The following is a 20,752-nucleotide window of genomic DNA, read 5'->3' on the forward strand; positions in this document are numbered from 1 at the left end:
TCTCCCTAGTCTCTTAACTTTTCGTGCTTGTCGTGCTTCTTCGTGTCGTTGGTGTCGTTCGCCTCTCGCACGGGTGGATATTTGCCCTGATAACCGATGGCCAGCGAGAGCTCGCGGGCCGCGTCGAGCACCATCAGGCCGAGTTCTTCGGCGCGGTCTTCACCCATCCGGAACGCCGGACCGCCGATGGTCATCGAGCCGATCAACCCGCCTGCGTCGAGCACCGGCGCGCCAACCGAGTTCAACCCGTCCTCACGCTCGCTCTGCGCGTACGCCCAGCCGCGCTTGCGGATCAGCTCAAGCTCCTTCTCGAGTTTCGCGCGGCTCGTGATGGTCCCGCTGGCAAGCTTTTTCAGCCGCTCGACGGTTGGGGGCGGGTCACTGAACGCGAGGAGCACCTTGCCGCCGGATCCGGCGTAGAGCGGCAGCGTCTGACCGATCTCGGTGTGGAACACGATCGACTTCTTCGACGAGCAGTTGTTGATGACGTACCGACAGTCCTTGTCCAGCAGCGCGAGTCCCGTCGACTCGCCGGAGCGGTCGCGCAACTCGGAAAGGATCGGGGTCGACGCCTCCACCAGGTCCGAACCCGCTTTCGCGACCTCGGCCCAACCGACAAACCTCAGGGAGAGCTTGTATCCGCGCTTGGTCTGGCTCAGCACGCCACGGTCGAGCAGCAACCGGATCAGTCGGGTGGTCGTGGTGGGCGGAAGCGTCGTGCGCTCGCGGATCTCGGCGGCAGAAGCCACCGGCGCGTGAACCGAGAAGCAGCTCAGCACGCTCAAGAATCGGTCCAGCATCTGGCCGGACGTCTCTCGCTCAATCACGTTGTTTTCCCCCACTCAGTGGTTTTTTAAACCGCTGAATGGTGTGGATTCAACGCGCCGGACATCTACCTGTCAAGACCCCGTCACGCCGTCGCCGACCCCCGCCGCCACAGCAACAGATTCGCCGGTCGCGGGTCAAGTACCGTAGGCTTTTATGGTCGGGCCGGCAGAACAGGTGGTGACCGGCGACGCCGTCGTCCTCGATGTGCAGATCGCCCAGCTCCCCGTGCGGGCGCTGTCGGCGCTGATCGACATCGCGGTGATGCTCATCGGCTACCTGGCGGGTATCGCGCTGTGGGCGGCGACGCTGAGCCAGTTCGATCCGGCGCTGTCGGGTGCGATTCTGGTGATCTTCACCGTGTTGACGGTGGTCGGTTATCCGCTGGTGTTCGAAATCGCAACGCGGGGGCGCACATTGGGCAAGATGACGCTGGGTTTGCGGGTGGTCTCCGACGACGGCGGGCCGGAACGCTTCCGTCAGGCCCTGTTTCGCGCGCTGGCGTCGGTCGTGGAGATCTGGATGCTGTTCGGCGCGCCCGCGGTGATCTGCAGCCTGCTCTCGCCGAGGGGCAAACGCCTCGGCGATGTGTTCGCAGGGACCGTGGTGATCAGCGAACGCGGCCCCAAGCTGCCGCCGCCACCGGCGATGCCTCCGCAACTGGCGTGGTGGGCGTCGTCATTGCAGCTGTCCGGACTGAATCCCGAGCAAGCCGAGCTGGCGCGTCAATTCCTCGCTCGGGCACCGCAATTGGAGCCGCACCTGCGCGACCAGATGGCGCATCGCATCGCCAGTGACGTGGTGAGCCGGATATCGCCGCCACCGCCGGCTGGCGTGCCGCCGCAGTATGTGCTGGCCGCTGTGCTCGCCGAACGGCACCGCCGCGAGCTCCAACGGCTGCAGCCGCAGACCGGCCAGGCACCGCCCCAAGGTCCACCGCCGCCGCAATGGACGCCGCCCCCACAATGGGCACCGCCGCCTCCCCCGGCACATCCGGCCACACCGCCTGCCTCCTCCTCCGACGGCCGCGGCGGCTTCGCACCCCCGAGCTGAGCGCTCAGCGGTAGCGCAGTCCGATCAGCATCAGCGCCGACGCGACGATCGCGGTGACGGTGCGGGTGTGGTTCCACGCGATCCAGGACGAGACATAGGCCTGCCATTCGCGTGCGGCGTCGGCGACCGAAAGGGTTGACGGATCGACGGCGTCGAGATGGTTGTTCAACGGCACATTGAACGCGATCGTGATGACGGCGCCGAGAACGCCGAGGATGGCACCGACCAGCAGCCACACGCTGCCGGCCTGGCGGATCTGGACGATGGCGGCGACGCCGACCGCGGCCGACAGGACGGCCGAGCCGAGAAACGCCAGCAGGAACGCCGCGCTGGAGTTGGCGACGACGTTGATGCCGCGCATCGCGGTGATCGCGGTGACTGGGCCGGTGCGGTCAAGGCCGCGCAGCACGAAGGTGGAGAAGACGTACATCATGCCGCCGGCGGCGGCGCAGGCGACGGCGGCGATGCTGGTCAGGACGACAACAGGGCTTACGTTCATGTCCCGTAGTCAATCGGCTCCGGGCGAGACGATCCATCGTCGATCGTCCGGTTTACATACGCACGCGTCTAGGCGACGCCGACCGTTGCGTACAACCTGGCCGAGACCGCGCTCAGCCAGGCCCAGGCCAACACCACGGCGGCGGTGAAGAGCAGGATCGCTGCCGCGCCTCCCACGCCGGATGCCATGACGGCGAAGGAGGCCGCGAACACCGCGCCGGTGAGACGGGAGAACACCGCCCAACCGGCCGCACCGTTGCGGGAGAAGTAGGTGGCTAACACGAAGCAGGCCGCGACGAGACACGCGAAACCGATTGCCGCAACGATGAAGTGGAGCATCCCATGCCACGACGGCTCGGCCATGCCCGCCGGCGTCCCCGGCGGGAAGCCGTCGGACGGATCCGCGCGGAATATCCCCGCCAGCACCAGGGCGCCGCCGTACGCGCCGATTAGCCCCGACGCCCACGCCGACGATCGGCCCGGACCGAGCGCGCGGCGGATGCCGACCGCCGCCGCGACGGTCATCGCGCCGGTGACCAGGAAGGTGGCGATCTGTATCCAGCCCAGGTCACCGTTGGCGAGTTGGCTGGCGGCGTGGCGCGTCGGATCGAAGCCTTCCCTGGTCGCCGCCTGTGCGGCCACCGCGACCACGTAGATGGGGCCGGCGATCACGCCATAGCCGAGCAGGGACTTGGTGATGCGGTCGGCCAGCGGCGGGCAGGGTGTGGTGGTCACGGCTGTTCTCCCCGTAGTCGGGACTAGACGGTGCAGTACTGTAATCGTGTGGAACTAGACTGTCTAGTACTCTGAGGGCGATGACCCTGCCCGCACGTTCCGCCCGCAAGAGAGCGACGATCCTGTCCGCAGGCCAGCAACTCTTTCTGGCCAACGGCTACCAAGGCACCAGCATGGACCAGGTGGCCGCGACGGCCGCGGTGTCGAAGCAGACCGTCTACAAGCACTTCGGCGAGAAGCGCGAACTGTTGTTCGCGATCGTCACCGACGCGCTGGACACCACCGTCGGCTCGTTCGGGGAACGCATCGCCGCGCTGGCCGACAGCGCGGACGTCGAGGCTGACCTGGCGTCGCTTGCCGGCGACTATCTGCGCGCTGTGCTCGACGAGTCCGTCGTGCAACTGCGCCGGCTGGTGATCGGCGAGGCCAACCGGCTGCCCGAACTCGCGCGGCTCTATTACCAGCACGCGCCGCAACGCACCCTCGCTGCGCTGTCAGATGCCTTCGGCCGTCTGCATCAGCGCGGCCTGCTACATGCACCCCAACCTTCGCTCGCCGCAGAGCATTTCGCGTTCCTCGTTGTGGGCAGACCCATCGACCAGGCGCTGTTCGACGGTGCACCAAAGGTATTGGCGGACCTCGATGTGGACACGTATGCCAGGGCGGGCGTCGATGCCTTCCTCGCGGCATACGGGCCACGGTAGGTCGACCGGCGATACGCTCGTCACGTGGACGCCGTCGTCGGACTGCTCGACGGGGTACGGGCACGCGGTGCGTTCGTGCTGCGGATGAGCCTCGACCCGCCGTGGTCGATGCGCATACAAGACGAAGCGCCGCTGGTGTTGATCTGCCAGACCCACGGCAGCGCCGCCATCGTCGGCGAACACAGCGACACGGAATGGCTGGGCGCAGGCGACGTCGCGCTGACCCGCGGCACCCAGCACTACGTGGTGGCCGACGATCCGGCCACCGAGCCGACGATCGTGATTCACCCCGGTCAACGCTGCACCACGCTGTCGGGCGAAGACCTGCATTTCGAGATGTCGCTCGGCGTGCGGACGTGGGGCAACAGCCCGACGGGGGCGAGTCGGTCGATCGTGTGCGCCTACGAAGGCCGCAGCGAGGTGAGCGCCAGGTTGCTCGACGCACTGCCTGCCGTGCTGGTGCTACACGCCGGCGAATGGGACACGCCGCTGGTGGACCTGCTGGCCGACGAGGCGGGCCGCGACGGCCGGGGTCAGGAGGCCTATCTGGACCGACTGCTCGATCTGCTGCTGATCTCGGTGCTGCGCACCTGGTTCGATCGCGCACACAACGCACCGCCGTGGTGGCACGCCGAGCATGATCCGGTGGTCGGGCCCGCACTGCGGTTGATCTACAACAATCCGGCGCACCCGTGGACAGTGGCGAATCTGGCTGCCGCCGTTGGGTGTTCGCGAGCGATGTTCGCGCGTCGCTTCACCGATCTGATCGGTGAGCCACCGATCGCGTTTCTCACCGGCTGGCGTCTGGCGCTGGCGGCCGACCTGCTGCGGTCGAGCGATGCGACGATCGCCGCGGTCGCCAAGCAGGTCGGCTACAGCACGCCGTTCGCGTTGAGCAGCGCGTTCAAGCGGGCGTACGGCGTCAGCCCGAACGCGCACCGTGCGACGTCGGCGTGATCGTCAGGCGCTGATCCAGTTGCCGTGGAAGCCGTACGGAACCCGTTGCGGCAACTTGATTCTGGCCACCGGGTCGCCGGAGAAGTCGGCGGCGTCGAGGATCACCAGGTCGCTGCCGTTGCGGGTGGGGTCGTAGACGTATCCGAGGTACCACCCGCTGCTCTCGTCGGCGGGTCCGCTCGTCGACGGGACGAACACGGCCTCGCCGGGGCGGCCCGCTGAGTCACCACTGCCGAAGCGGTGCTCGACGGCGGCGCCCGTGGTCAGATCGTAGCGGACCAACTCCGTCTCGCCGACCGACACGGCGTAGCGGGCGGGCAACCCGGCCAGCCGGTCGTCGATGCGGGGGAACTCCACCGCGCGGTCGTCGAGCTGGCGCTCGGTGACCCTGCCGGTCTGCAGGTCGATTGTCCAACTCCACAGCACGCCGTCGACGTCGAATCCGCCATCGTTGCGCCACAGCTGAGGATAGCAAATCGCCTGCAGCACAATCGAATTGCCGTCGACATAGGAATTGGCGACGTGGAACACGTAGCATGGCTGGATGTCGAACCACCGGACGGTACCGAAGGGGTCGTCGCGGCGCAGCACGCCGAGGCGGGCGCCGTAGTTGTCGTCCCAGCGGTAGGGCATGTCGCCTTCGTGCTTCATGGCCACCTCGATGTTGAACACGATCGGCAGGTCCATGAAGATGACGTGCTCGGCCGTCAGCGCGAAGTCGTGCATCATCGTCAGCGCGGGCACGTCGAGCGGCCGGTTGATCGTCAGCTGCCCGTCGGCGTCGGCGCGGTGATAGGTGACATGCGGCTGAAAGATGTTGCCGTAGCCGAAGAAGTGCAGCTCCCCCGTCGTCGGGCAGATCTTCGGGTGCGCCGTCATCGAGTCGACGAGCTTGCCGCCGAAGTCGTAGGCGCCCAACGTCTCCAGGTCATTGGTGATTTCGTAGGGCAACGACGACTCGACCAACGCCAGCGTCTTGCCGGCGTGGTTGACGACGTGGGTGTTGGCGACGCTGGAGTGCAGGTTGCGGGTGCCGTCGGCGTTGTAGACCGGGAAGTCGTTCTCGAAGCTCTCGGTGCGGACCCAGCGGTTGCGGTACCACGCGGCGCGGCCGCGCTCGATCCGCACGCCGTGGATCATGCCGTCGCCGGTGAACCAGTGCTTGGTCGCTTGCCGCGGGTTGGGCCCGTTGCGCAGATACCAGCCGTCGAGCTCGGGCGGGATCGCCCCCTCGACGGGCAGGTCGAACGCGGTGAGCTCGTCGGCGACCGGGGCGTAGTTGCCCCGCGTAAAGAACTCGCCGGTGCCGAACAGAGCCGAGGTGTCGGAGGTCGTTTCGGTCATGAGGTCTCCTATCGCTATGCGCCAAATCTGACATGTCTGTTCTGACATGTCAAGAGTGGGAGGTAGCATTCTGAATGTGAGCTTGCGAATCGCCGCGCTCGGGCTGCTGGCCAAGCAGCCCGGCAGCGGATACGACCTGCTGAAGTTGTTCGAGAAGTCGTTGGCCAATGTGTGGCCCGCGACCCAGAGCCAGCTCTACGGCGAGCTCAACAAGCTGGCAGAGTCCGGGCTCATCGAGGTGAGCGCCGTCGGCCCCCGCGGGCGCAAGGAGTACCGCATCACCGACACCGGCCGTGAAGAACTTCAGCGGTGGGTGCTGCACCCCGAAGACGATCCGCCGCAGCGTAGTTCGGCACTGCTGCGGGTCTTTCTGCTCGGCGAGGTCCCACCGCAGCAGGCACGCCGTCACATGATCGCCCTCGCCGAACACTCCGACGCGGAGGTCGAACGGCTGCAGGCGTTGAACGATTCGCTGGACTGGGACGACGACGCCAGTTCGTTCTTCGCGAGGGCGGCCCTGGAGTACGGCCTGCGGGTCAACGCGATGCAGGCCGACTGGGCACGCTGGGTGATCGCCGAGCTCGACCGGCGCCGGCCTGCGGAGTCGTCGGGATCCGACATGCCAGAACTGGCTCGCGAAAAAACGTAAGGCGCGGGCCGCGCCGCCGCTCCTACCCATGAGAGCGACCCACAGGGGGTCGCGATCAGGCAAAGGAGCACATCATGAACACCACATCCTGCAAGTCCCGCACCAAGTCCGTCGTGGCCGGAGTCGGCTTCGCCGCGGCAACGCTGCCCGCAATTCTGTTCTCGGGCACCGGAACTGCCAATGCAGAAGCCGCTGTCGTTCCATTCAGCGACGCGCTGGGCGTCAGCGTGCACGTCGTCTCGGTCGGCCCGAGCCCGAGCAGCGGCTGGTGCCAGTACACCGCGGAGCCGGCGTTCGTGCCGCCGGGCGTCCTGCCGCCGCTGCCCGTCTACGACGTGCCGTTCTATCTGCAGGCCAACGCCGTTCACAAGTTGTGGTTCCCCGGCATCCAGACCGGCACGATCTGGAACGTCGACGTCGAGTGCGAGCACGGCGGCGACTCGTTCAACATCCCCGTGAAGTACTGAACGACCGCTCGGCGTTGCATCACGATAGCTTCCGATATATCGTTGACGTATCGGAAGCGCAGGGGGCGCTTCCCTGGACGAGAGGTTTTCTCCATGACTTTCTCCCCTTTCTCCAAGGGAGACCCATTGACCCCACCGCTCGGCGGATTCGGCTTCGGGTTCGGCCCGCAGCAGCGCCGCGCACTGCACGAGCAGCGGCGCCAGGCCCGTCACGAACTCCGCGAGCACCTTCGTGAGCACGCTGCCGACCGGCACGGCCCGTTCGGACCCGGCTTCGGCCCCGGGTTCGGATTCGGGCCGGGCCGCGGCGGTGGCTTCGGTTTCGGCTTCGACCCGCGCGGCGGCTTCGGCTTCCCCGGCGGGCGCGGTCCGCGCGGCGGCCGACGCGGCAAGCGCGGCGACGTGCGCGCCGCGATCCTCGTGCTGTTGGCCGACCGTCCGATGCACGGCTACGAGATGATCCAAGAGATCTCCGAGCGCAGCGGCGATCTGTGGCGACCCAGCCCTGGTTCGGTCTACCCGACGCTGCAGTTGATGGTCGACGAGGGCCTCATCGTCGGCACCGAAAGTGAGGGCAGTAAGCGGCTTTTCGAGCTCACCGACGAGGGCCGCGCCGCGGCCGAGAAGGTTGAGACGCCGCCCTGGGAGGAGATCGCTGAGGGCGTCAACCCCGGCCATCTCAACCTGCGCACCGCCGTCGGCCAGCTGATGGGCGCGGTGGCGCAGTCCGCCTACACCGCCAGCGAGGACCAGCAGCAGCGCATTGGCGACATCCTCAACAATGCCCGCCGCGACATCTACAACATCCTCGGCGAGACGGAGTAAACCCTCACTATTGCGTGCCGGTCGGAATAAGCCCAGCGGGAATGGTGTACGAAAGTTACATGCCGAACACCACTTTCCCGCTGGGCTCTTTTCGTGTCGGTCGCGTCGGATTCGGCGCCATGCAGCTGCCGGGTCCCGGGGTCTTCGGCCCGCCCCGCGATCGAGAACAGGCGCTCGCCGTCCTGCGCCGGGTTATCGAATTGGGCATCAACCACATCGACACCGCGCAGTTCTACGGACCCAACGTCGCCAACGAACTCATTCGCGAGGCGCTGCACCCCTATCCGCCGAACCTGGCGATCGTCACCAAGGTCGGCGCGCGCCGCGACGACGCCGGCGCCTGGCTGCCTGCGCAGGAACCCGACCAGTTGCGGGCCAGCCTCGAGGAGAACCTCAGCACGCTTGGCACCGACAAGCTGGCCGCGGCCAACATTCGCGCGCACGACGCCGAAGCAGAAGGCCATGCGCCCGCCCCGGTGAACCGCGAACTGTTCGAGCGGCAACTCGACGCGATGATCAAGGCCCGCGACGAAGGGTTGATCGGCGGAATCGGTCTGAGCCACATCACGCTTGAGCATCTGCAGATCGCGTTGGACCGCACCGAGATCGTCTGCGTGCAGAACGCCTACAACCTCGTCGACCGCAGCTCTCAACCGGTGCTCGACGCGTGCGTTGCGCACGACATCGCGTTCGTGCCGTTCTTCCCGCTCGGGTCCGCGTTCGTCGCCGACAATCCGGTGCTCGGCCATCCGGCCGTCACGCGCGAGGCGGCCCGACTCGGGCGCACGCCCGCGCAGATCGCCCTGGCGTGGACGCTTTCGGTCGCACCGAACATACTGCTGATCCCCGGCACGTCATCGTTGGCGCACCTGGAGGAGAACACCGCGGTCGCCGACATCGAGTTGGACGACGCCGCCAGACGCGAACTCGACGACGCAGCATAGCGATTTCGGCGCGCTAACGGGCGCTCAGCGCACCTGAGCGCGCCGAAATCACTCGACGTCGACCCAGTCGAAAGTGCGCTCCACCGCTTTGCGCCAACCCGCGTACCCCTTGGCGCGCTGCTCCTCGCTCCAGTTCGGCGTCCAGCGCGTGTCCTCCTGCCAGTTGGACCGCAGATCGTCGGGGTTCTCCCAGAAGCCGACGGCCAGTCCCGCCGCATAGCCCGCACCGAGCGCAGTCGTCTCGGCGACAACGGGTTTCACGACATCGACGCCCAGCACGTCGGCCTGGATCTGCATGCACAGGTCGTTGGCGGTGATGCCGCCGTCGACCTTCAGCACATCCATGTGCACACCGGAGTCGGCCTCCATCGCGTCGACGACGTCGCGGCTCTGATAGCAGATCGCCTCCAGCGTGGCCCGAGCCAGATGCGCGTTGGTGTTGAACCGCGACAGCCCGACGATCGCGCCACGCGCATCGGAGCGCCAGTAGGGCGCGAACAACCCGGAAAACGCAGGCACGAAATACATCCCGCCGTTGTCCTCCACCTGCCGCGCCAGCGCCTCACTCTGCGCCGCGCCGCTGATGATGCCCAGCTGGTCGCGCAGCCACTGCACGGCCGAACCGGTGACGGCGATCGAACCCTCAAGGGCGTAAACGGGTTTCGCGTCGCCGAACTGATAGCACACCGTCGTCAGCAGCCCGTTGCGCGACCGCACGATCTTCTCGCCGGTGTTGAGCAGCAGGAAATTGCCGGTGCCGTAGGTGTTTTTCGCCTCGCCCGCGTCGAGGCAGACCTGCCCGACCATCGCGGCCTGCTGATCGCCCAAGATGCCCGTCAGCGGCACCTGCCCGCGCAGCGGTCCCTCGTCGCGGGTGATGCCGTAGGACTCCGGGCACGACGAGGGCTTGATCTCGGGCAGCATCTGCCGCGGGATGCCGAAGAACGACAGCAACTCGTCGTCCCAGTCCAGCGTCTCGAGGTCCATCAGCATCGTGCGGCTGGCGTTGGTGACGTCAGTGACGTGGACGCCGCCGCGCGGCCCGCCGGTCAGGTTCCACACCACCCACGAGTCGGCCGTGCCGAAGATCGCGTCGCCCTTCTCGGCGTCCTCGCGAACACCCTCGACGTTCTCCAGGATCCACTGCACCTTGCCGCCGGCGAAGTAGGTGGCGGGCGGCAGACCCGCCTTGTGCCGGATGACGTCGCCGCGGCCGTCGCGGTCCAGCGCTGACGCGATGCGGTCGGTGCGGGTGTCCTGCCACACGATCGCGTTGTAATACGGCCGTCCGGTCTTGCGGTTCCACACCAGCGACGTCTCGCGTTGATTGGTGATGCCAAGCGCCGCAGGGTCATTGGCCGCCAGCTTCGTCTTGTTGAGCACCGACGTCAGCACTGATGCGGTGCGCTCCCAGATTTCCACCGGGTTGTGCTCGACCCAGCCGGCCTGCGGCAGGATCTGCTCGTGCTCAAGCTGGTGGCGGCCTACTTCGGCGCCGTCGTGGTCGAAGATCATGCAGCGCGTACTGGTGGTGCCCTGGTCGATCGCTGCCACAAACTCTGCCAACTACCTGCTCCCCTCTTGACGGCTCCAGTCGTCCATGATGGACTACATGGCTCGCGCACTCGTCGACATTGACCGCATGCCCCGCGGCGGCCCGAACGCATCGTGCGTGGACCGGCTGCTGGAGACCGACCGCCTGGAGTATCTCGACCGCGACGACGTCGACGAGAAGACCAAGCGCAGCGTGATCCGGGCGCTGGAGTGGACCGGCGAGGCGTTCGGCAACACCGAGAAGTTCGCCCGCATCGCCCTCGACGAAGTGGCCGAGGTGCCCGACCCGAAGATCCTCGAACTCGGTGCGGGCCACGGCGGGCTGTCGCGCAAACTGCTCGACTGGCACCCCACCGCCGAACTCACCGTCACCGACGTCGAACCGGTGTCTGTGAAGGCGATCGCCGCAGGTGACCTCGGCGAACATCCCCGGGCGACCGTCCGTGAGATCGACGCGACGGCGATCGACGCTCCCGACGGGAGCTTCGACCTGGCGGTTTTCGTGCTGTCGTTTCACCACCTGCCGCCGTCGCTGGCCGCCCGCGTGCTCGCCGAGGGCACCCGGGTCGCGACCAAGTTGCTGATCATCGACCTGCCGCGGCCGCCGTCGCCGCTGCACATCGTGCGGCTGGCGACCATGCTGCCGTTCGCGCCGTGGATCCCGTTCGTGCACGACGGTGTGATCAGCTCGTTGCGCACCTACAGCCCGTCGGCGCTGCGCGCGCTCGCCGACCACGCGTCGGCCGACATCGAGTTGCGCGGCGGCCTGATCAGCCCGCAGATCGCGGTGGTGCGCAGGCGTCAGTCCCGATAGCGCATGCGGTGGCCGCCGCCCCAGTCGGCGCCGTTGGAGATGATCACCAGCAGGAAGATCGCGTAGAAGATCACCAGCAACAGCAGCAGCCCGCCGGCGATCCACAGCGACAGCTGGCCCAGCCTGCGCACCCGGTCGGACGCATACTGCGCGCCGGCGTAGTTGCCCGCCGCCCACAGCGGATACACGTTGAACGCGTGGGTGAACGCGGAGAACGACAGCGGCCAGAAGAACAACACGGAGGCGACCGCCCAGCCCACGTTGTGCGGCGGCGGACCGGGCGGCGGCGGAGGCGGCCCGCTGGGTGCCGTGCTGGGCGGGGTGCCGGGCGGTGTCGGCATTTCGGTGGTGTTCTCGGACTCGGTCATCGCGATGAGACCCCCTTCGATGGTTTGCGTTGTTCCACGCAGTTGTTCCACGCGGTTGTTCCACGAACACGTGACGCAACCTTCGAAACTACTGCCATTGGGGACGCCCGTCAGATCGTGACCGAGGATCCGCGCTCCAATTCGACGATGCGGTCGGCGATTCCGCGTTGTTTCATCTCGTCGACGAAGTCGGACAGCGGTGAGGCGAACACACCGTAATCGTCGAAGTGCACCGGGATCATCTTCGGCAGCTTGAGCTTGTTGACGAGCTCGGCGCCCTGGCGGCCGTCCATGGTGACGGTCAGCCCGAACGGCAGGTGCCTGCCGAACGGCAGCCGGGTGCCGCCGAGGTGCAGCACTCCGAGGTCGACGGCGGAAAACCGCAGCGGAATCTCGTCGAGCTCGTCTACCAGCAGGGTGTCGCCGGAGACGTAGAGGCGACGGGTCTTCTCACCCCTGCTGAACTCGATCATGCTGCCCATCACCGGCGGCAGGAAGCGATGCACCGGCGCGCGGGCGTGCCTGCCCGGCAGCGCGGTCACGTTGACGATCGTGTCGCCGCGCACGATGTTGTGGGTCTGCCACGTCGACAGGCCGAACGCCGACACAAACCCGCGGCGGCCGAGCCGTTTCGCGGCGTGCGGCGTGGTCAAGATGGGCATTTCATGGTCGAGTTCGGTGGTGGCCCTGCGGTCCCAGTGATCGCCGTGCATGTGCGACAGCACCACCGCCTCGATTTCGGGCAGTTGGTCGATGTCGACGGCGGGGTTCTTCAGCCGCCGGGACAGCAGCCCGTAGCCCAGGTAGGCATGCTCGCCCTGGTGCAGGAAATTGGGGTCGGTCAGCAGGGTGACCCCGCCACCGGAGATCAGCGTGGTGGCGTTGCCGATGAAGGTGACGGTGACTTCCATCGCCGGGGGCTACCCGTCGCGCGGCAATTTATGCAGATTCGCTTGCGCGCGCGTCACCGACGCTGTTCCATCGGCGGTGTGGGCGAAGAGGTCGAGCGCACCGAATACAGCCGTGCGCACCGCCGCGAGTACCGGCGCAAGGTCCAGCTGTGCCTGGACGTCTTCGAGACGATGCTGGCCCAGTCCAGTTTCGAGTTCGAACGCCCGCTGACGGGCATGGAGATCGAGTGCAATCTGGTCGACTCCGACTATCAGCCTGCGATGAGCAACTCCGAGGTGCTGAGGTCGATCGCCGACCCCGCATATCAAACCGAATTGGGCGCCTACAACATCGAATTCAACGTGCCGCCGCGGCCGCTGCCCGGGCGGGCCGCCTTGGAGCTGGAGTCCGATGTGCGGGCCAGCCTCAATGCCGCCGAGAAGAAGGCGAACTCGCAGGGCGCGCACATCGTGATGATCGGAATTCTGCCGACGCTGATGCCCGAACACCTTGCCGGCGAGTGGATGAGCGAGTCGACGCGGTATCAGGCGCTCAACGACTCGATTTTCGTCGCGCGCGGCGAGGACATCCAGATCGACATCGCCGGTCCGGAGCGGCTCAGCCTGCAGACCGCCTCCATCGCACCCGAATCGGCGTGCACCAGCATGCAACTGCACCTGCAGGTGTCCCCCGCGGATTTCGCGAAGTACTGGAACGCCGCGCAGGTGCTGGCCGGTCCGCAACTGGCGCTGGGCGCCAACTCGCCGTACTTCTTTGGCCATGAACTGTGGGCCGAGACCCGCATCGAGCTGTTCACGCAGGCCACCGACACCCGGCCCGACGAGTTGAAGACGCAAGGGGTGCGCCCGCGCGTCTGGTTCGGCGAGCGGTGGATCACGTCGATCTTCGACCTGTTCGAGGAGAACGTGCGCTACTTCCCGTCGCTGCTGCCCGAGATGTCCGACGAGGACCCGGTCGCAGAACTGGCCGAGGGCCGCACCCCGAAGCTGGCGGAGCTGCGGCTGCACAACGGCACGATCTACCGCTGGAACCGGCCGGTGTATGACGTCGTGGACGGGCGACCACATCTGCGGGTGGAGAACCGTGTGCTGCCCGCGGGCCCGACGGTGGTCGACATGATGGCCAACTCGGCGTTCTACTACGGCGTGCTGCGGACCTTGTCCGAGGAGGACCGGCCGTTGTGGACGAAGATGAGTTTCTCTGCGGCACACCAGAATTTCCTCGAGGCCGCCCAGCACGGCATGGACGCCAGGCTGTACTGGCCCGGCATGGGCGAGGTGACGCCCGACGAGCTTGTGCTGCGGCAGCTAATCCCGTTGGCGCGCGAGGGTTTGCGCGGCTGGGGCGTGGCCGACGAGGTCGCCGACCGCTATCTCGGCGTGATCGAGGGCCGCGCGAAGACCGGGCGCAACGGCGCGGTGTGGCAGGTCGAGACCGTGCGGGCGTTGCAGGAGCGCGGGATGGCGCGGCCCAAGGCGCTGGCCGAGATGCTGCGGCTGTACTGCGAGCGGATGCACAGCAACGAACCCGTGCACACATGGGACATCAGCAGTTGATGGCCGCGATCCGGATGCTGGTGGCCGTTGTCGCCGTCGCGGCAGGCCTTTACGCCATGCCCGCTGCGGCCGCCGATCCCGTCGAATTCGGTCTGGGTCAGGGGTTCACGCTCGGCGGCGGTCAGGAAGCCATCGGGGACGGCCTGCGGGTGCAGTTCACCGACGTGTTGGAGGATTCCCGCTGCCCGACCGAGGTGCAGTGCTTCTGGTCGGGTCAGGCCCGCATCGCCGTGCTCGTGCAACCGCCCGGAAGTCCGCCCGTCACAACGGAATTCAACACCAACCCGGCGCCCGGCCAGAATCGGCAGACGGTGGAGGTGGGCGGGTATCGCGTTGAGTTGACGGCGTTGCAGCCGCATCCGCGCACCCCGGGCGAGACGATCCCGTTCGGCGACTACCGCGCGACGCTGGTGGTGCACACGGCGTAGCGGTCACACCTCTTCGGTCGCGTCGGCCAGCGCGTCGCGGAAGGTAGCGAGGTCCTCGGCGCTGGTGTCGACGTGCGGGGTCAGCCGCAGCACGGGCGCGGCCAGTTCGAACGGCGCGCGCTGCACCTCGGCGTGGGTGGTGACGATGCCGCGCTCGGCGACCAACCAGTCCCGCACCCGCTGCGGGTCGGCGCCATTGGTCGGTGCCAGCGTGGTGATCGCCGTCGGCTCGCCGACGGGTTCGACGACGCGCCAGCCGTCGACATCGGCCAGCGCCTCGCGGGTGAGCTTGCCGACGGCGGCCAGTGCGGCGCGCATGGTCTCCGCGCCGGCCGCGAGATATTCGCCCAGCGCGACCGAAAGACCCACCTGCGCAGCGAGACTGGTCTCGCCGTGTTCGAGCCGTTGCAGCACGGTCATGGGCAGGTTCCAGTCGGCGGGCGGTAGCCGCGGCCGCAGCCGCTGCGCCAGCGCGGGCCGGATCGCGAGCATGCCGACGCCGCGCGGGCCCGCAAGCCATTTGCGGGACGACGAGTAGACGGCGTCGGCTCCCACGGCGCAGTCCAGGTGTCCGAGCGCCTGCGCGGCGTCGATCACCAGTGGCACATCGAGGCCGCGGCACGTCTCGGCCAACTCACGGGCGGGCTGGGCGATGCCGCGGTGGCTGGCCAGCGCGGTCAGGTGCACGATTGCCGGCGGATCGGCCGCCAGCATGGCGGCGGTGGCGTCGACGAGCAGCCGACCGGACCCGTCGGCCGGTAACGCCCGCACGTCGAATCCGTTGGCTGCCATCAGCGCGAGGTTCGGGCCGTACTCCCCCGGCACGCAGGCCACGGTGCGCGGCCCGGTCCAGCTGCTCAGCAGCAGGTCGAGCGAGTGGTTGGAGCCCGTGGTGTAGATGACGTCGTCGGCCGTCATCCCGGTGAGCGCGGCGACGGCGGACTTGCCTGCGTCGAGCGCGGGCGCGGCGGCCGCCGCGGCGACGTATCCGCCGACTTCGGCTTCGTGGCGCATGTGTTGAGCGACGGCGTCGATGACGGCGAAGCTCGGCCGCGAGCAGGCACCGCTGTCGAGGTGCAGCCCGGCGACTTTCGGACGTGCGGCCCGCCAGCGTTCGGCGAGCGCACTCATTTGACCGACAGCGACAGACCGAAGTCGCCGGCCCGGTCGGTCCACCAGTGCGTGCGGCGCAGGCCCGCTGCGGCCAGTTCGGCCGTGACGCCGTCGGGGCGGAACTTGCACGACACCTCGGTCAGCATCTCCTCGCCGGCGGCGAAGTCGACGGTCAGGTTCAGCGCGGCGACGTGGACCCGCTGCGCGGTGGACGCGCGCAGCCACATCTCGATGCGCTCCTCGGCGGGATTCCACCGGGCCACATGGTCGAACGCGTCGAGGTCGAAGTCGGCGTCGAGTTCGCGGTTGACCACCGCGAGCACGTTGCGGTTGAACCGCGCGGTGACACCGGCGCTGTCGTCGTAGGCGCGGACCAACCGGTCGGTGTCCTTGACCAGGTCGGTGCCCAGCAGCAGCGTGTCGCCAGGTTGCAGCGTGTCCGACAGCGTCGACAGAAAATCGGCCCGCGGACCCGGCGTGAGGTTGCCGATCGTCGACCCGAGGAACACCACCAGCCGGCGGCCCACCCGCGGAAGCTTGCCGAGGTGCTCCTCGAAATCCCCGCAGACGGCGTCGATTTCGATGCCCGGATACTCGTCGAGGATGGCCGAGCCTGCCGCCTGGAGCACACCGGCGTCGACGTCGAACGGGATGAACCGGCGCAACGCGCCTGCGTCATGAAGGGCGTCCAACAGGAGCCTGGTCTTCTCCGAGGTGCCGCTGCCGAGCTCGATCAAGGTGTCCGCACCGGACGCGGCGGCGATTTCCGCGGCACGCGCGCGCAGGATCTCGGCCTCGGACCGGGTCGGGTAGTACTCCGGCAACCGGGTAATCTGATCGAACAGGTCGCTGCCGACCGAGTCGTAGAACCACTTGGGCGGCAACGACTTCGGCGTCTGCGTCAGGCCTTCGCGCACGTCGCGGCGCAGAGCCACGGCGGCGGAGTCGGCGGCCAGGTAGTTGGACAGCGACAGGGTCATGCCGATCCTTTCAGCGCGGTCAACTCCACACCGCAGTCGGTGGCGGTCACCAGGTGCCGGTCGGGAACTTCGACCCAGCGGTTGTCGTCGTCGAAGGGTTCGCTGGCCACCACCACACCGTCGTCTCCGCGGAGCACAAACAAGGTGTCGCCCCATGTGGTGGCAAGGAGTTGAGATCCGTTGCCCGCCAGGATGTTCAGCCGCGCATTGGGATCGGCCGCGGCGACCTCAATGATGGTGTCGGCCAACGCGTCGAGCCCGCGGCTGCATATCAAGGCGGCCAGTAGCGCGCTGTCGTTGGTGGATTCGGCCGCCGACGACGCGGGCAGCACCGCACGATCCACCAGCCCGTTGTGCGACAGCAGCCAGCGCCCGTCGCTGAACGGCGCCGACGCCGACGCCTCGATCGGCATGCCGACGCTGGCCGACCGCACCGCGGCCACCACGCATCCGCTGCGCAGCACGGGCGCCACCGACGCGAACGACGCGTCGCCCCACAGCGGTGCGGCGCTGCGCCAGCGTCGCGCGACACCGTCGTCGTCGAAGAATCCGACGCCCCAGCCGTCGGCGTTCATCAGGCCGTGCTTCTGCCGCCGCGGCGAATACGATTGCACGAGAAGGCCATACGGGGGATCCAGCACCAGCGACGCCACTGAACGCGGCTCACCCAGCCAGGCGAGGTGCCGACACATCAGGCGTCCCAAGCCAATCGCAGGCCGCTGAAGATCTGCCGCCGGATCGGGTGGTCCCAGTTGCGGAAACTCGGCCGCAGGATGTCGGCGGCGACGGCCCACGAGCCGCCCCGCAACACCTTGTAGTCCCCGTCGAAGAACGGTTGGCTGTATTGCTCGTAGAGCATCGGGGTGAAACCGGGCCACGGCCGCAGCGGCGACGACGTCCATTCCCATACGTCGCCAAGCATCTGTTCGGCGCCGTACGCCGACGCACCGGCGGGATAGGCGCCGACCGGCGCGGGCCGCAGCGCGTGACCGCCGAGGTTCGCCAGGGAGTCAGTGGGTTCGGATGCGCCCCAAGGGAATCGGCGTCGCGCACCGGTGGCGGGGTCCCATGCGCACGCCTTCTCCCACTCGATCTCAGTGGGCAGCCGCGCGCCCGCCCATGCCGCGTAGGCCTCGGCCTCGAAGTAGGTGATGTGCTGGACCGGCTCGTCGGCGGGGATGTCTTCGACGTGCCCGAAACGGGTGCGGGTGCCGTCGCCGTTCCAGAGCTGCGGCGCGACCAGGCCGGCCTGTTTGCGGTGTGCCCACCCGCGCTCGGACCACCAGCGCCGCTCCCGGTAGCCGCCGTCGTCGATGAACTGCTGCCACTCCCCGTTGGTGACCGGCACGCGCGCGATGCGGAAGCTCGGCACGTCGACCCAGTGCGCGGGACGCTCGTTGTCCAGCGAGAGCGGTTCGGTGACGGCGTCCACGCCGAGCAGGAACGGCCCGCCCGGCACCAGCACCGAGGTTCCGGCCACGTCGGGCCTGCCGTGCGGCAGCGGTGTGCCGGGGTCGAGCAGCGGTGGGCCCGAGCGCAGATTCAGCGCCTGCAGCATGGTTTCGTCGTGCTGGTTCTCATGGCTGACCGTGAGCCCGAAGTTGAATGCCGCTGCGGGGTCGTCGTCGGGCAGCGCGTCGAGGACGCCGAGCGTCTTGTCACGCACCGTCGCGCAGTAGGTGCGGGCGTCCGACGGTGGCAGCAGCGGCAGGTCGACGCGACTGGCCCGGGGGTTCTGGAAGGCGTCGTAGAGCCGCTCCACATCGGGTGCCAGCATGCCGGGCCGACGCGGGTCGTTGTCGCGAAGCAGCCACAGCTCCTCCTGCCACCCGATATGCGCGAGATCCCAGACCAGTGGGCTCATCAGAGGGTCGTACTGGCGGCGCAGCTCGGCGTCGTCGATTTCGACCAGCCGTAAGGTGCGCTTACGCGCCTTGGTCAGCTGGAGTGCCAGTGTTTCGCGTTCAGTCACAAATCCCCTCGGGCCAGATCGGTGACCGCGGCGGCGATCCCGTTGGCCACCACCTGGTCGGAGAAGTCGTCGGCCGGGCTTCGGCCTTGTTCAACCGAACGCACCAGCAGTTGCATCGATTCCGTGAGTTCGGCAGGTGCGCGGTCGGCGGCCGCTTGCACGCATCGGGTGGCGGCCTTGTGCAACAGCCGGTCGCCGAGCCCGGTTTGGGCGGCGCGGTCCCACGCCGTCGCGACGGGTTCGGTGGCCTCGGCGGCGATGTCGGCGGCGGCCGGGTCGTCGAGCAGGGTGGTGAGCGTGAAAACCACTGCGGGCCACAAAGCGTCCGGGACGCTGTCGAGGTAGCGGATCTCCAGGAATCGCCGGGGACGCACCGGCGGGAACAACGTCGTCAGGTGGTATTCGAGGTCGGCAGGCGTGGGTCGGCGGCCGCCGAGCAACACCCGCCCGTCGGCCCAGTCGGCGAACGGCACCCAGTCGGTGACGGCGACCGCGTCGACCTCCGGCGTGGGATGCACCAGCATCACCGGCGCCTTCATCGCGTAGCGGGCCCAGTCGCCGGCCGGGTCGTCGCCGACGCCGAGGATCGGCCCGCACCGCGCTGCGTCGAGTTGGCTCCACACCCACTGGCGCGAGCTGCGCCAGCCGGTGAACCGCCCGCTGAGCAGCGGCGAGTGCGCCGCCAGCGACACCATGGTCGGGCCGAGAGCATGGGCAAGCCCGACCCGGGCTGCCCATCCCTCCCGCGGGCCTGCCTCGAGGTTCACCTGCACCGAGGCCGTCGAGGTCATCATCGCCGCGCCCGCGGCGCCGGTCTGGCTGGCGGCGAAGAACTTCTCCATCGCGAAGTAGCGGTCGCCGGGATGGACGCGTTTGGCCGGGCGCAGCGGATCGGCGCCCAGCAGCACCAGGCCCAGGCCCGCCTCGGCGAACGCCGCGCGCAGCACCGCCCGGTCGGCGGCCATCGCTTTGATCGCGGGCAGCGCGCCGTCGGCGGGCTGGCCGGACAGTTCGACGGCGCCGCCGGGCTCGACGGTGATGCGGCTGCCGCCGGGCAGTGGTCCGACACCGGCGATGGCGGCGGTCAACTCGGCCCAGTCAGGGCGGCGCGCGGGATTTTTCAGGTCGACGCAATGCGCCTCGACCTCCAGGCCCACCCGGCCGACCGGACCGTCGGCCAGACACATCTCGCCGATCTGGCGGGCCGCACTGTTGGCGCTGGTCAGCTCGAGTTGATCGACGTCAGGACCGTGACCTTCGGCCAGGTCGGTCGAGACGGTGTGGGTCATGCCAGCCACCCTTCCCGGGTCTGGACGATCGCGGCCTTTCGTCCATCTTGGGCGAGCCCACTGACAATTTCCCGTCCATTTTCGGTGACGAGACGATGACGTCTGGCCGAAATCGCCGCGAGCTATTGGCCCAATGTGTTCTGCATCGCGCCTGCCAGCACGTTCACCGCGGGTCCGCCGTTGCCGGGCTGACACACTTTCGCCTGTAGCAGAACGTTCTCCCGCAGCCGGGTGGTGTTGAAGCAGCGCCGGTCGGTGCCGGCTTCCTGCTTCACCCAGTCGGCCTCGGTGGCCGTCGCCGGACCGCCGGTGAACGACCACACCTGTGTGGTGAGGTTGTCCAGATGCATGGCCGTGGTCTGACCCGAACATCCGACGGTGCGGTCGACGACGCGGTGGAATGCTCGCTCGGCGGCCTCGTTGGTGGCGAACACGCCGACGGCCTGCTTGACGAAGTGGGTCTGATCGGTCGGCGACTCCTGCGTCGCCGCGCCGTTGAACGACGCCAGGTCGGGGTCGAGGTAGACCTCCGGCAAGCCGATGTCGGCCCAGTTGTTGCACACCGGGTTGTCGACCCAGAACGTCTGGACCGGGTCGTCCATCATCGACTCGGACCGCATTGTCGCGCCGACGATGTTGCCGACAGATCCCTTGCCGAGCACGGCGTAGTTCACCACGCCGGGATCAGACGGCCGGGCGTCCGCGGGGGCGGCCACAGCGAGGCCGACCGCCAGACCGACGCCGGCGAGGGCGGCGGTTCGCATG

At 68.1% G+C, this 20,752-nt stretch carries 23 protein-coding genes; 10 read left to right on the forward strand and 13 right to left on the reverse strand.

Annotation, left to right across the window (positions count from 1 at the left end; all coding sequences use genetic code 11):
- Positions 1-5: 5 nt before the first annotated feature.
- Positions 6-827: an IclR family transcriptional regulator gene (locus CQY20_RS11020; RefSeq protein WP_234816196.1), complete on the reverse strand. Its 822-nt coding sequence runs from the start codon at positions 825-827 to the stop codon at positions 6-8.
- 226 nt (positions 828-1,053) lie between these two features.
- On the opposite strand from CQY20_RS11020, the gene CQY20_RS11025 reads away from it, so the two are divergent.
- Entirely contained in the window at positions 1,054-1,878 is an 825-nt protein-coding gene (locus CQY20_RS11025; protein WP_234816197.1) for an RDD family protein, read from the forward strand.
- Positions 1,879-1,882: 4 nt separating this feature from the next.
- Here CQY20_RS11025 and CQY20_RS11030 read toward each other — a convergent pair whose 3' ends face one another.
- Both CQY20_RS11030 and CQY20_RS11035 read right to left on the reverse strand, forming a co-directional pair.
- Positions 1,883-2,377, reverse strand: a complete 495-nt coding sequence (locus tag CQY20_RS11030; RefSeq protein WP_097940126.1) for an anthrone oxygenase family protein — start codon at positions 2,375-2,377, stop codon at positions 1,883-1,885.
- A 68-nt stretch (positions 2,378-2,445) separates the two neighbouring features.
- Entirely contained in the window at positions 2,446-3,111 is a 666-nt protein-coding gene (locus tag CQY20_RS11035; protein WP_097940127.1) for a DUF998 domain-containing protein, read from the reverse strand.
- Positions 3,112-3,191: 80 nt separating this feature from the next.
- Between CQY20_RS11035 and CQY20_RS11040 the strand changes: the two genes are divergently transcribed.
- Together CQY20_RS11040 and CQY20_RS11045 are read left to right on the forward strand one after the other, a co-directional pair.
- Positions 3,192-3,815, forward strand: coding sequence for a TetR/AcrR family transcriptional regulator (locus CQY20_RS11040; RefSeq protein WP_097940128.1), 624 nt, complete (start codon positions 3,192-3,194; stop codon positions 3,813-3,815).
- Positions 3,816-3,839: 24 nt separating this feature from the next.
- Entirely contained in the window at positions 3,840-4,772 is a 933-nt protein-coding gene (locus tag CQY20_RS11045) for an AraC family transcriptional regulator (RefSeq protein WP_097940129.1), read from the forward strand.
- Positions 4,773-4,775: 3 nt separating this feature from the next.
- On the opposite strand, the gene CQY20_RS11050 is transcribed toward CQY20_RS11045, so the two are convergent.
- Positions 4,776-6,116, reverse strand: coding sequence for a carotenoid oxygenase family protein (locus tag CQY20_RS11050; protein ID WP_097940130.1), 1,341 nt, complete (start codon positions 6,114-6,116; stop codon positions 4,776-4,778).
- Between the two features lie 76 nt (positions 6,117-6,192).
- Here CQY20_RS11050 and CQY20_RS11055 point away from each other — a divergent pair, with 76 nt between their 5' ends.
- From CQY20_RS11055 to CQY20_RS11070, 4 genes are all read left to right on the forward strand, one after another.
- Complete coding sequence (locus CQY20_RS11055) at positions 6,193-6,765, forward strand: PadR family transcriptional regulator (protein ID WP_097940131.1); 573 nt, start codon at positions 6,193-6,195, stop codon at positions 6,763-6,765.
- Positions 6,766-6,839: 74 nt separating this feature from the next.
- Positions 6,840-7,232, forward strand: coding sequence for a hypothetical protein (locus CQY20_RS11060; RefSeq protein WP_097940132.1), 393 nt, complete (start codon positions 6,840-6,842; stop codon positions 7,230-7,232).
- A gap of 93 nt (positions 7,233-7,325) precedes the next feature.
- A complete protein-coding gene (locus CQY20_RS11065) occupies positions 7,326-8,057 on the forward strand; it encodes a PadR family transcriptional regulator (RefSeq protein ID WP_097940133.1) in 732 nt (243 codons plus the stop codon).
- A 59-nt stretch (positions 8,058-8,116) separates the two neighbouring features.
- Positions 8,117-9,001 (forward strand): oxidoreductase, encoded by an 885-nt coding sequence (locus CQY20_RS11070; protein WP_097940208.1) that lies wholly within the window; start codon positions 8,117-8,119, stop codon positions 8,999-9,001.
- A 48-nt stretch (positions 9,002-9,049) separates the two neighbouring features.
- Here CQY20_RS11070 and glpK read toward each other — a convergent pair whose 3' ends face one another.
- Complete coding sequence (glpK, locus tag CQY20_RS11075; protein ID WP_097940134.1) at positions 9,050-10,567, reverse strand: glycerol kinase GlpK; 1,518 nt, start codon at positions 10,565-10,567, stop codon at positions 9,050-9,052.
- 37 nt (positions 10,568-10,604) lie between these two features.
- Between glpK and CQY20_RS11080 the strand changes: the two genes are divergently transcribed.
- Entirely contained in the window at positions 10,605-11,369 is a 765-nt protein-coding gene (locus tag CQY20_RS11080; protein ID WP_097940209.1) for a class I SAM-dependent methyltransferase, read from the forward strand.
- On the opposite strand, the gene CQY20_RS11085 is transcribed toward CQY20_RS11080, so the two are convergent.
- Entirely contained in the window at positions 11,357-11,737 is a 381-nt protein-coding gene (locus CQY20_RS11085; RefSeq protein WP_097940210.1) for a CD225/dispanin family protein, read from the reverse strand. The two genes, CQY20_RS11080 and CQY20_RS11085, sit on opposite strands and share 13 nt — an antisense overlap.
- Positions 11,738-11,847: 110 nt before the next feature.
- Positions 11,848-12,648 carry an MBL fold metallo-hydrolase gene (locus CQY20_RS11090; protein ID WP_097940135.1) on the reverse strand — a complete coding sequence of 267 codons (801 nt, stop codon included), beginning with the start codon at positions 12,646-12,648 and terminating at the stop codon, positions 11,848-11,850.
- A 78-nt stretch (positions 12,649-12,726) separates the two neighbouring features.
- On the opposite strand from CQY20_RS11090, the gene CQY20_RS11095 reads away from it, so the two are divergent.
- Entirely contained in the window at positions 12,727-14,205 is a 1,479-nt protein-coding gene (locus tag CQY20_RS11095; protein WP_097940211.1) for a glutamate-cysteine ligase family protein, read from the forward strand.
- A complete protein-coding gene (locus tag CQY20_RS11100; protein ID WP_234816198.1) occupies positions 14,187-14,633 on the forward strand; it encodes a hypothetical protein in 447 nt (148 codons plus the stop codon). Before CQY20_RS11095 ends, CQY20_RS11100 begins: the two co-directional genes overlap by 19 nt.
- Positions 14,634-14,636: 3 nt before the next feature.
- Here the strand turns inward: CQY20_RS11100 and egtE are convergent, their stop codons facing one another.
- From egtE to CQY20_RS11130, 6 genes are all read right to left on the reverse strand, one after another.
- On the reverse strand, positions 14,637-15,764 hold the full coding sequence (egtE, locus tag CQY20_RS11105; RefSeq protein ID WP_097940136.1) for an ergothioneine biosynthesis PLP-dependent enzyme EgtE: 1,128 nt from the start codon (positions 15,762-15,764) through the stop codon (positions 14,637-14,639).
- Positions 15,761-16,726, reverse strand: coding sequence for an L-histidine N(alpha)-methyltransferase (gene egtD, locus CQY20_RS11110; RefSeq protein WP_097940137.1), 966 nt, complete (start codon positions 16,724-16,726; stop codon positions 15,761-15,763). The genes egtE and egtD overlap by 4 nt, the downstream gene beginning before the upstream one ends.
- A complete protein-coding gene (gene egtC, locus CQY20_RS11115) occupies positions 16,723-17,418 on the reverse strand; it encodes an ergothioneine biosynthesis protein EgtC (RefSeq protein WP_097940138.1) in 696 nt (231 codons plus the stop codon). The genes egtD and egtC overlap by 4 nt, the downstream gene beginning before the upstream one ends.
- Positions 17,418-18,698 (reverse strand): ergothioneine biosynthesis protein EgtB, encoded by a 1,281-nt coding sequence (gene egtB / locus CQY20_RS11120; RefSeq protein WP_097940139.1) that lies wholly within the window; start codon positions 18,696-18,698, stop codon positions 17,418-17,420. The genes egtC and egtB overlap by 1 nt, the downstream gene beginning before the upstream one ends.
- Entirely contained in the window at positions 18,695-19,987 is a 1,293-nt protein-coding gene (egtA, locus tag CQY20_RS11125; protein WP_097940140.1) for an ergothioneine biosynthesis glutamate--cysteine ligase EgtA, read from the reverse strand. The genes egtB and egtA overlap by 4 nt, the downstream gene beginning before the upstream one ends.
- Positions 19,988-20,109: 122 nt before the next feature.
- Positions 20,110-20,751 carry a sensor domain-containing protein gene (locus tag CQY20_RS11130; RefSeq protein ID WP_097940141.1) on the reverse strand — a complete coding sequence of 214 codons (642 nt, stop codon included), beginning with the start codon at positions 20,749-20,751 and terminating at the stop codon, positions 20,110-20,112.
- Position 20,752 lies beyond the last annotated feature (1 nt).

Source organism: Mycolicibacterium agri (genome assembly GCF_002553505.1).
Lineage (GTDB): Bacteria > Actinomycetota > Actinomycetes > Mycobacteriales > Mycobacteriaceae > Mycobacterium > Mycobacterium agri.

Bases quoted from the DNA above. Each gene is read 5' to 3' on its own strand.
- egtD (WP_097940137.1), bottom strand. From the start codon at position 16,726: ATGACCCTGTCGCTGTCCAACTACCTGGCCGCCGACTCCGCCGCCGTG.
- CQY20_RS11090 (WP_097940135.1), bottom strand. From the start codon at position 12,648: ATGGAAGTCACCGTCACCTTCATCGGCAACGCCACCACGCTGATCTCC.
- CQY20_RS11060 (WP_097940132.1), top strand. From the start codon at position 6,840: ATGAACACCACATCCTGCAAGTCCCGCACCAAGTCCGTCGTGGCCGGA.
- CQY20_RS11070 (WP_097940208.1), top strand. From the start codon at position 8,117: ATGCCGAACACCACTTTCCCGCTGGGCTCTTTTCGTGTCGGTCGCGTC.
- egtA (WP_097940140.1), bottom strand. From the start codon at position 19,987: ATGACCCACACCGTCTCGACCGACCTGGCCGAAGGTCACGGTCCTGAC.
- CQY20_RS11040 (WP_097940128.1), top strand. From the start codon at position 3,192: ATGACCCTGCCCGCACGTTCCGCCCGCAAGAGAGCGACGATCCTGTCC.
- CQY20_RS11085 (WP_097940210.1), bottom strand. From the start codon at position 11,737: ATGACCGAGTCCGAGAACACCACCGAAATGCCGACACCGCCCGGCACC.
- egtC (WP_097940138.1), bottom strand. From the start codon at position 17,418: ATGTGTCGGCACCTCGCCTGGCTGGGTGAGCCGCGTTCAGTGGCGTCG.
- CQY20_RS11100 (WP_234816198.1), top strand. From the start codon at position 14,187: ATGGGACATCAGCAGTTGATGGCCGCGATCCGGATGCTGGTGGCCGTT.
- CQY20_RS11050 (WP_097940130.1), bottom strand. From the start codon at position 6,116: ATGACCGAAACGACCTCCGACACCTCGGCTCTGTTCGGCACCGGCGAG.
- CQY20_RS11080 (WP_097940209.1), top strand. From the start codon at position 10,605: ATGGACTACATGGCTCGCGCACTCGTCGACATTGACCGCATGCCCCGC.
- egtE (WP_097940136.1), bottom strand. From the start codon at position 15,764: ATGAGTGCGCTCGCCGAACGCTGGCGGGCCGCACGTCCGAAAGTCGCC.
- CQY20_RS11030 (WP_097940126.1), bottom strand. From the start codon at position 2,377: ATGAACGTAAGCCCTGTTGTCGTCCTGACCAGCATCGCCGCCGTCGCC.
- CQY20_RS11065 (WP_097940133.1), top strand. From the start codon at position 7,326: ATGACTTTCTCCCCTTTCTCCAAGGGAGACCCATTGACCCCACCGCTC.
- CQY20_RS11130 (WP_097940141.1), bottom strand. From the start codon at position 20,751: ATGCGAACCGCCGCCCTCGCCGGCGTCGGTCTGGCGGTCGGCCTCGCT.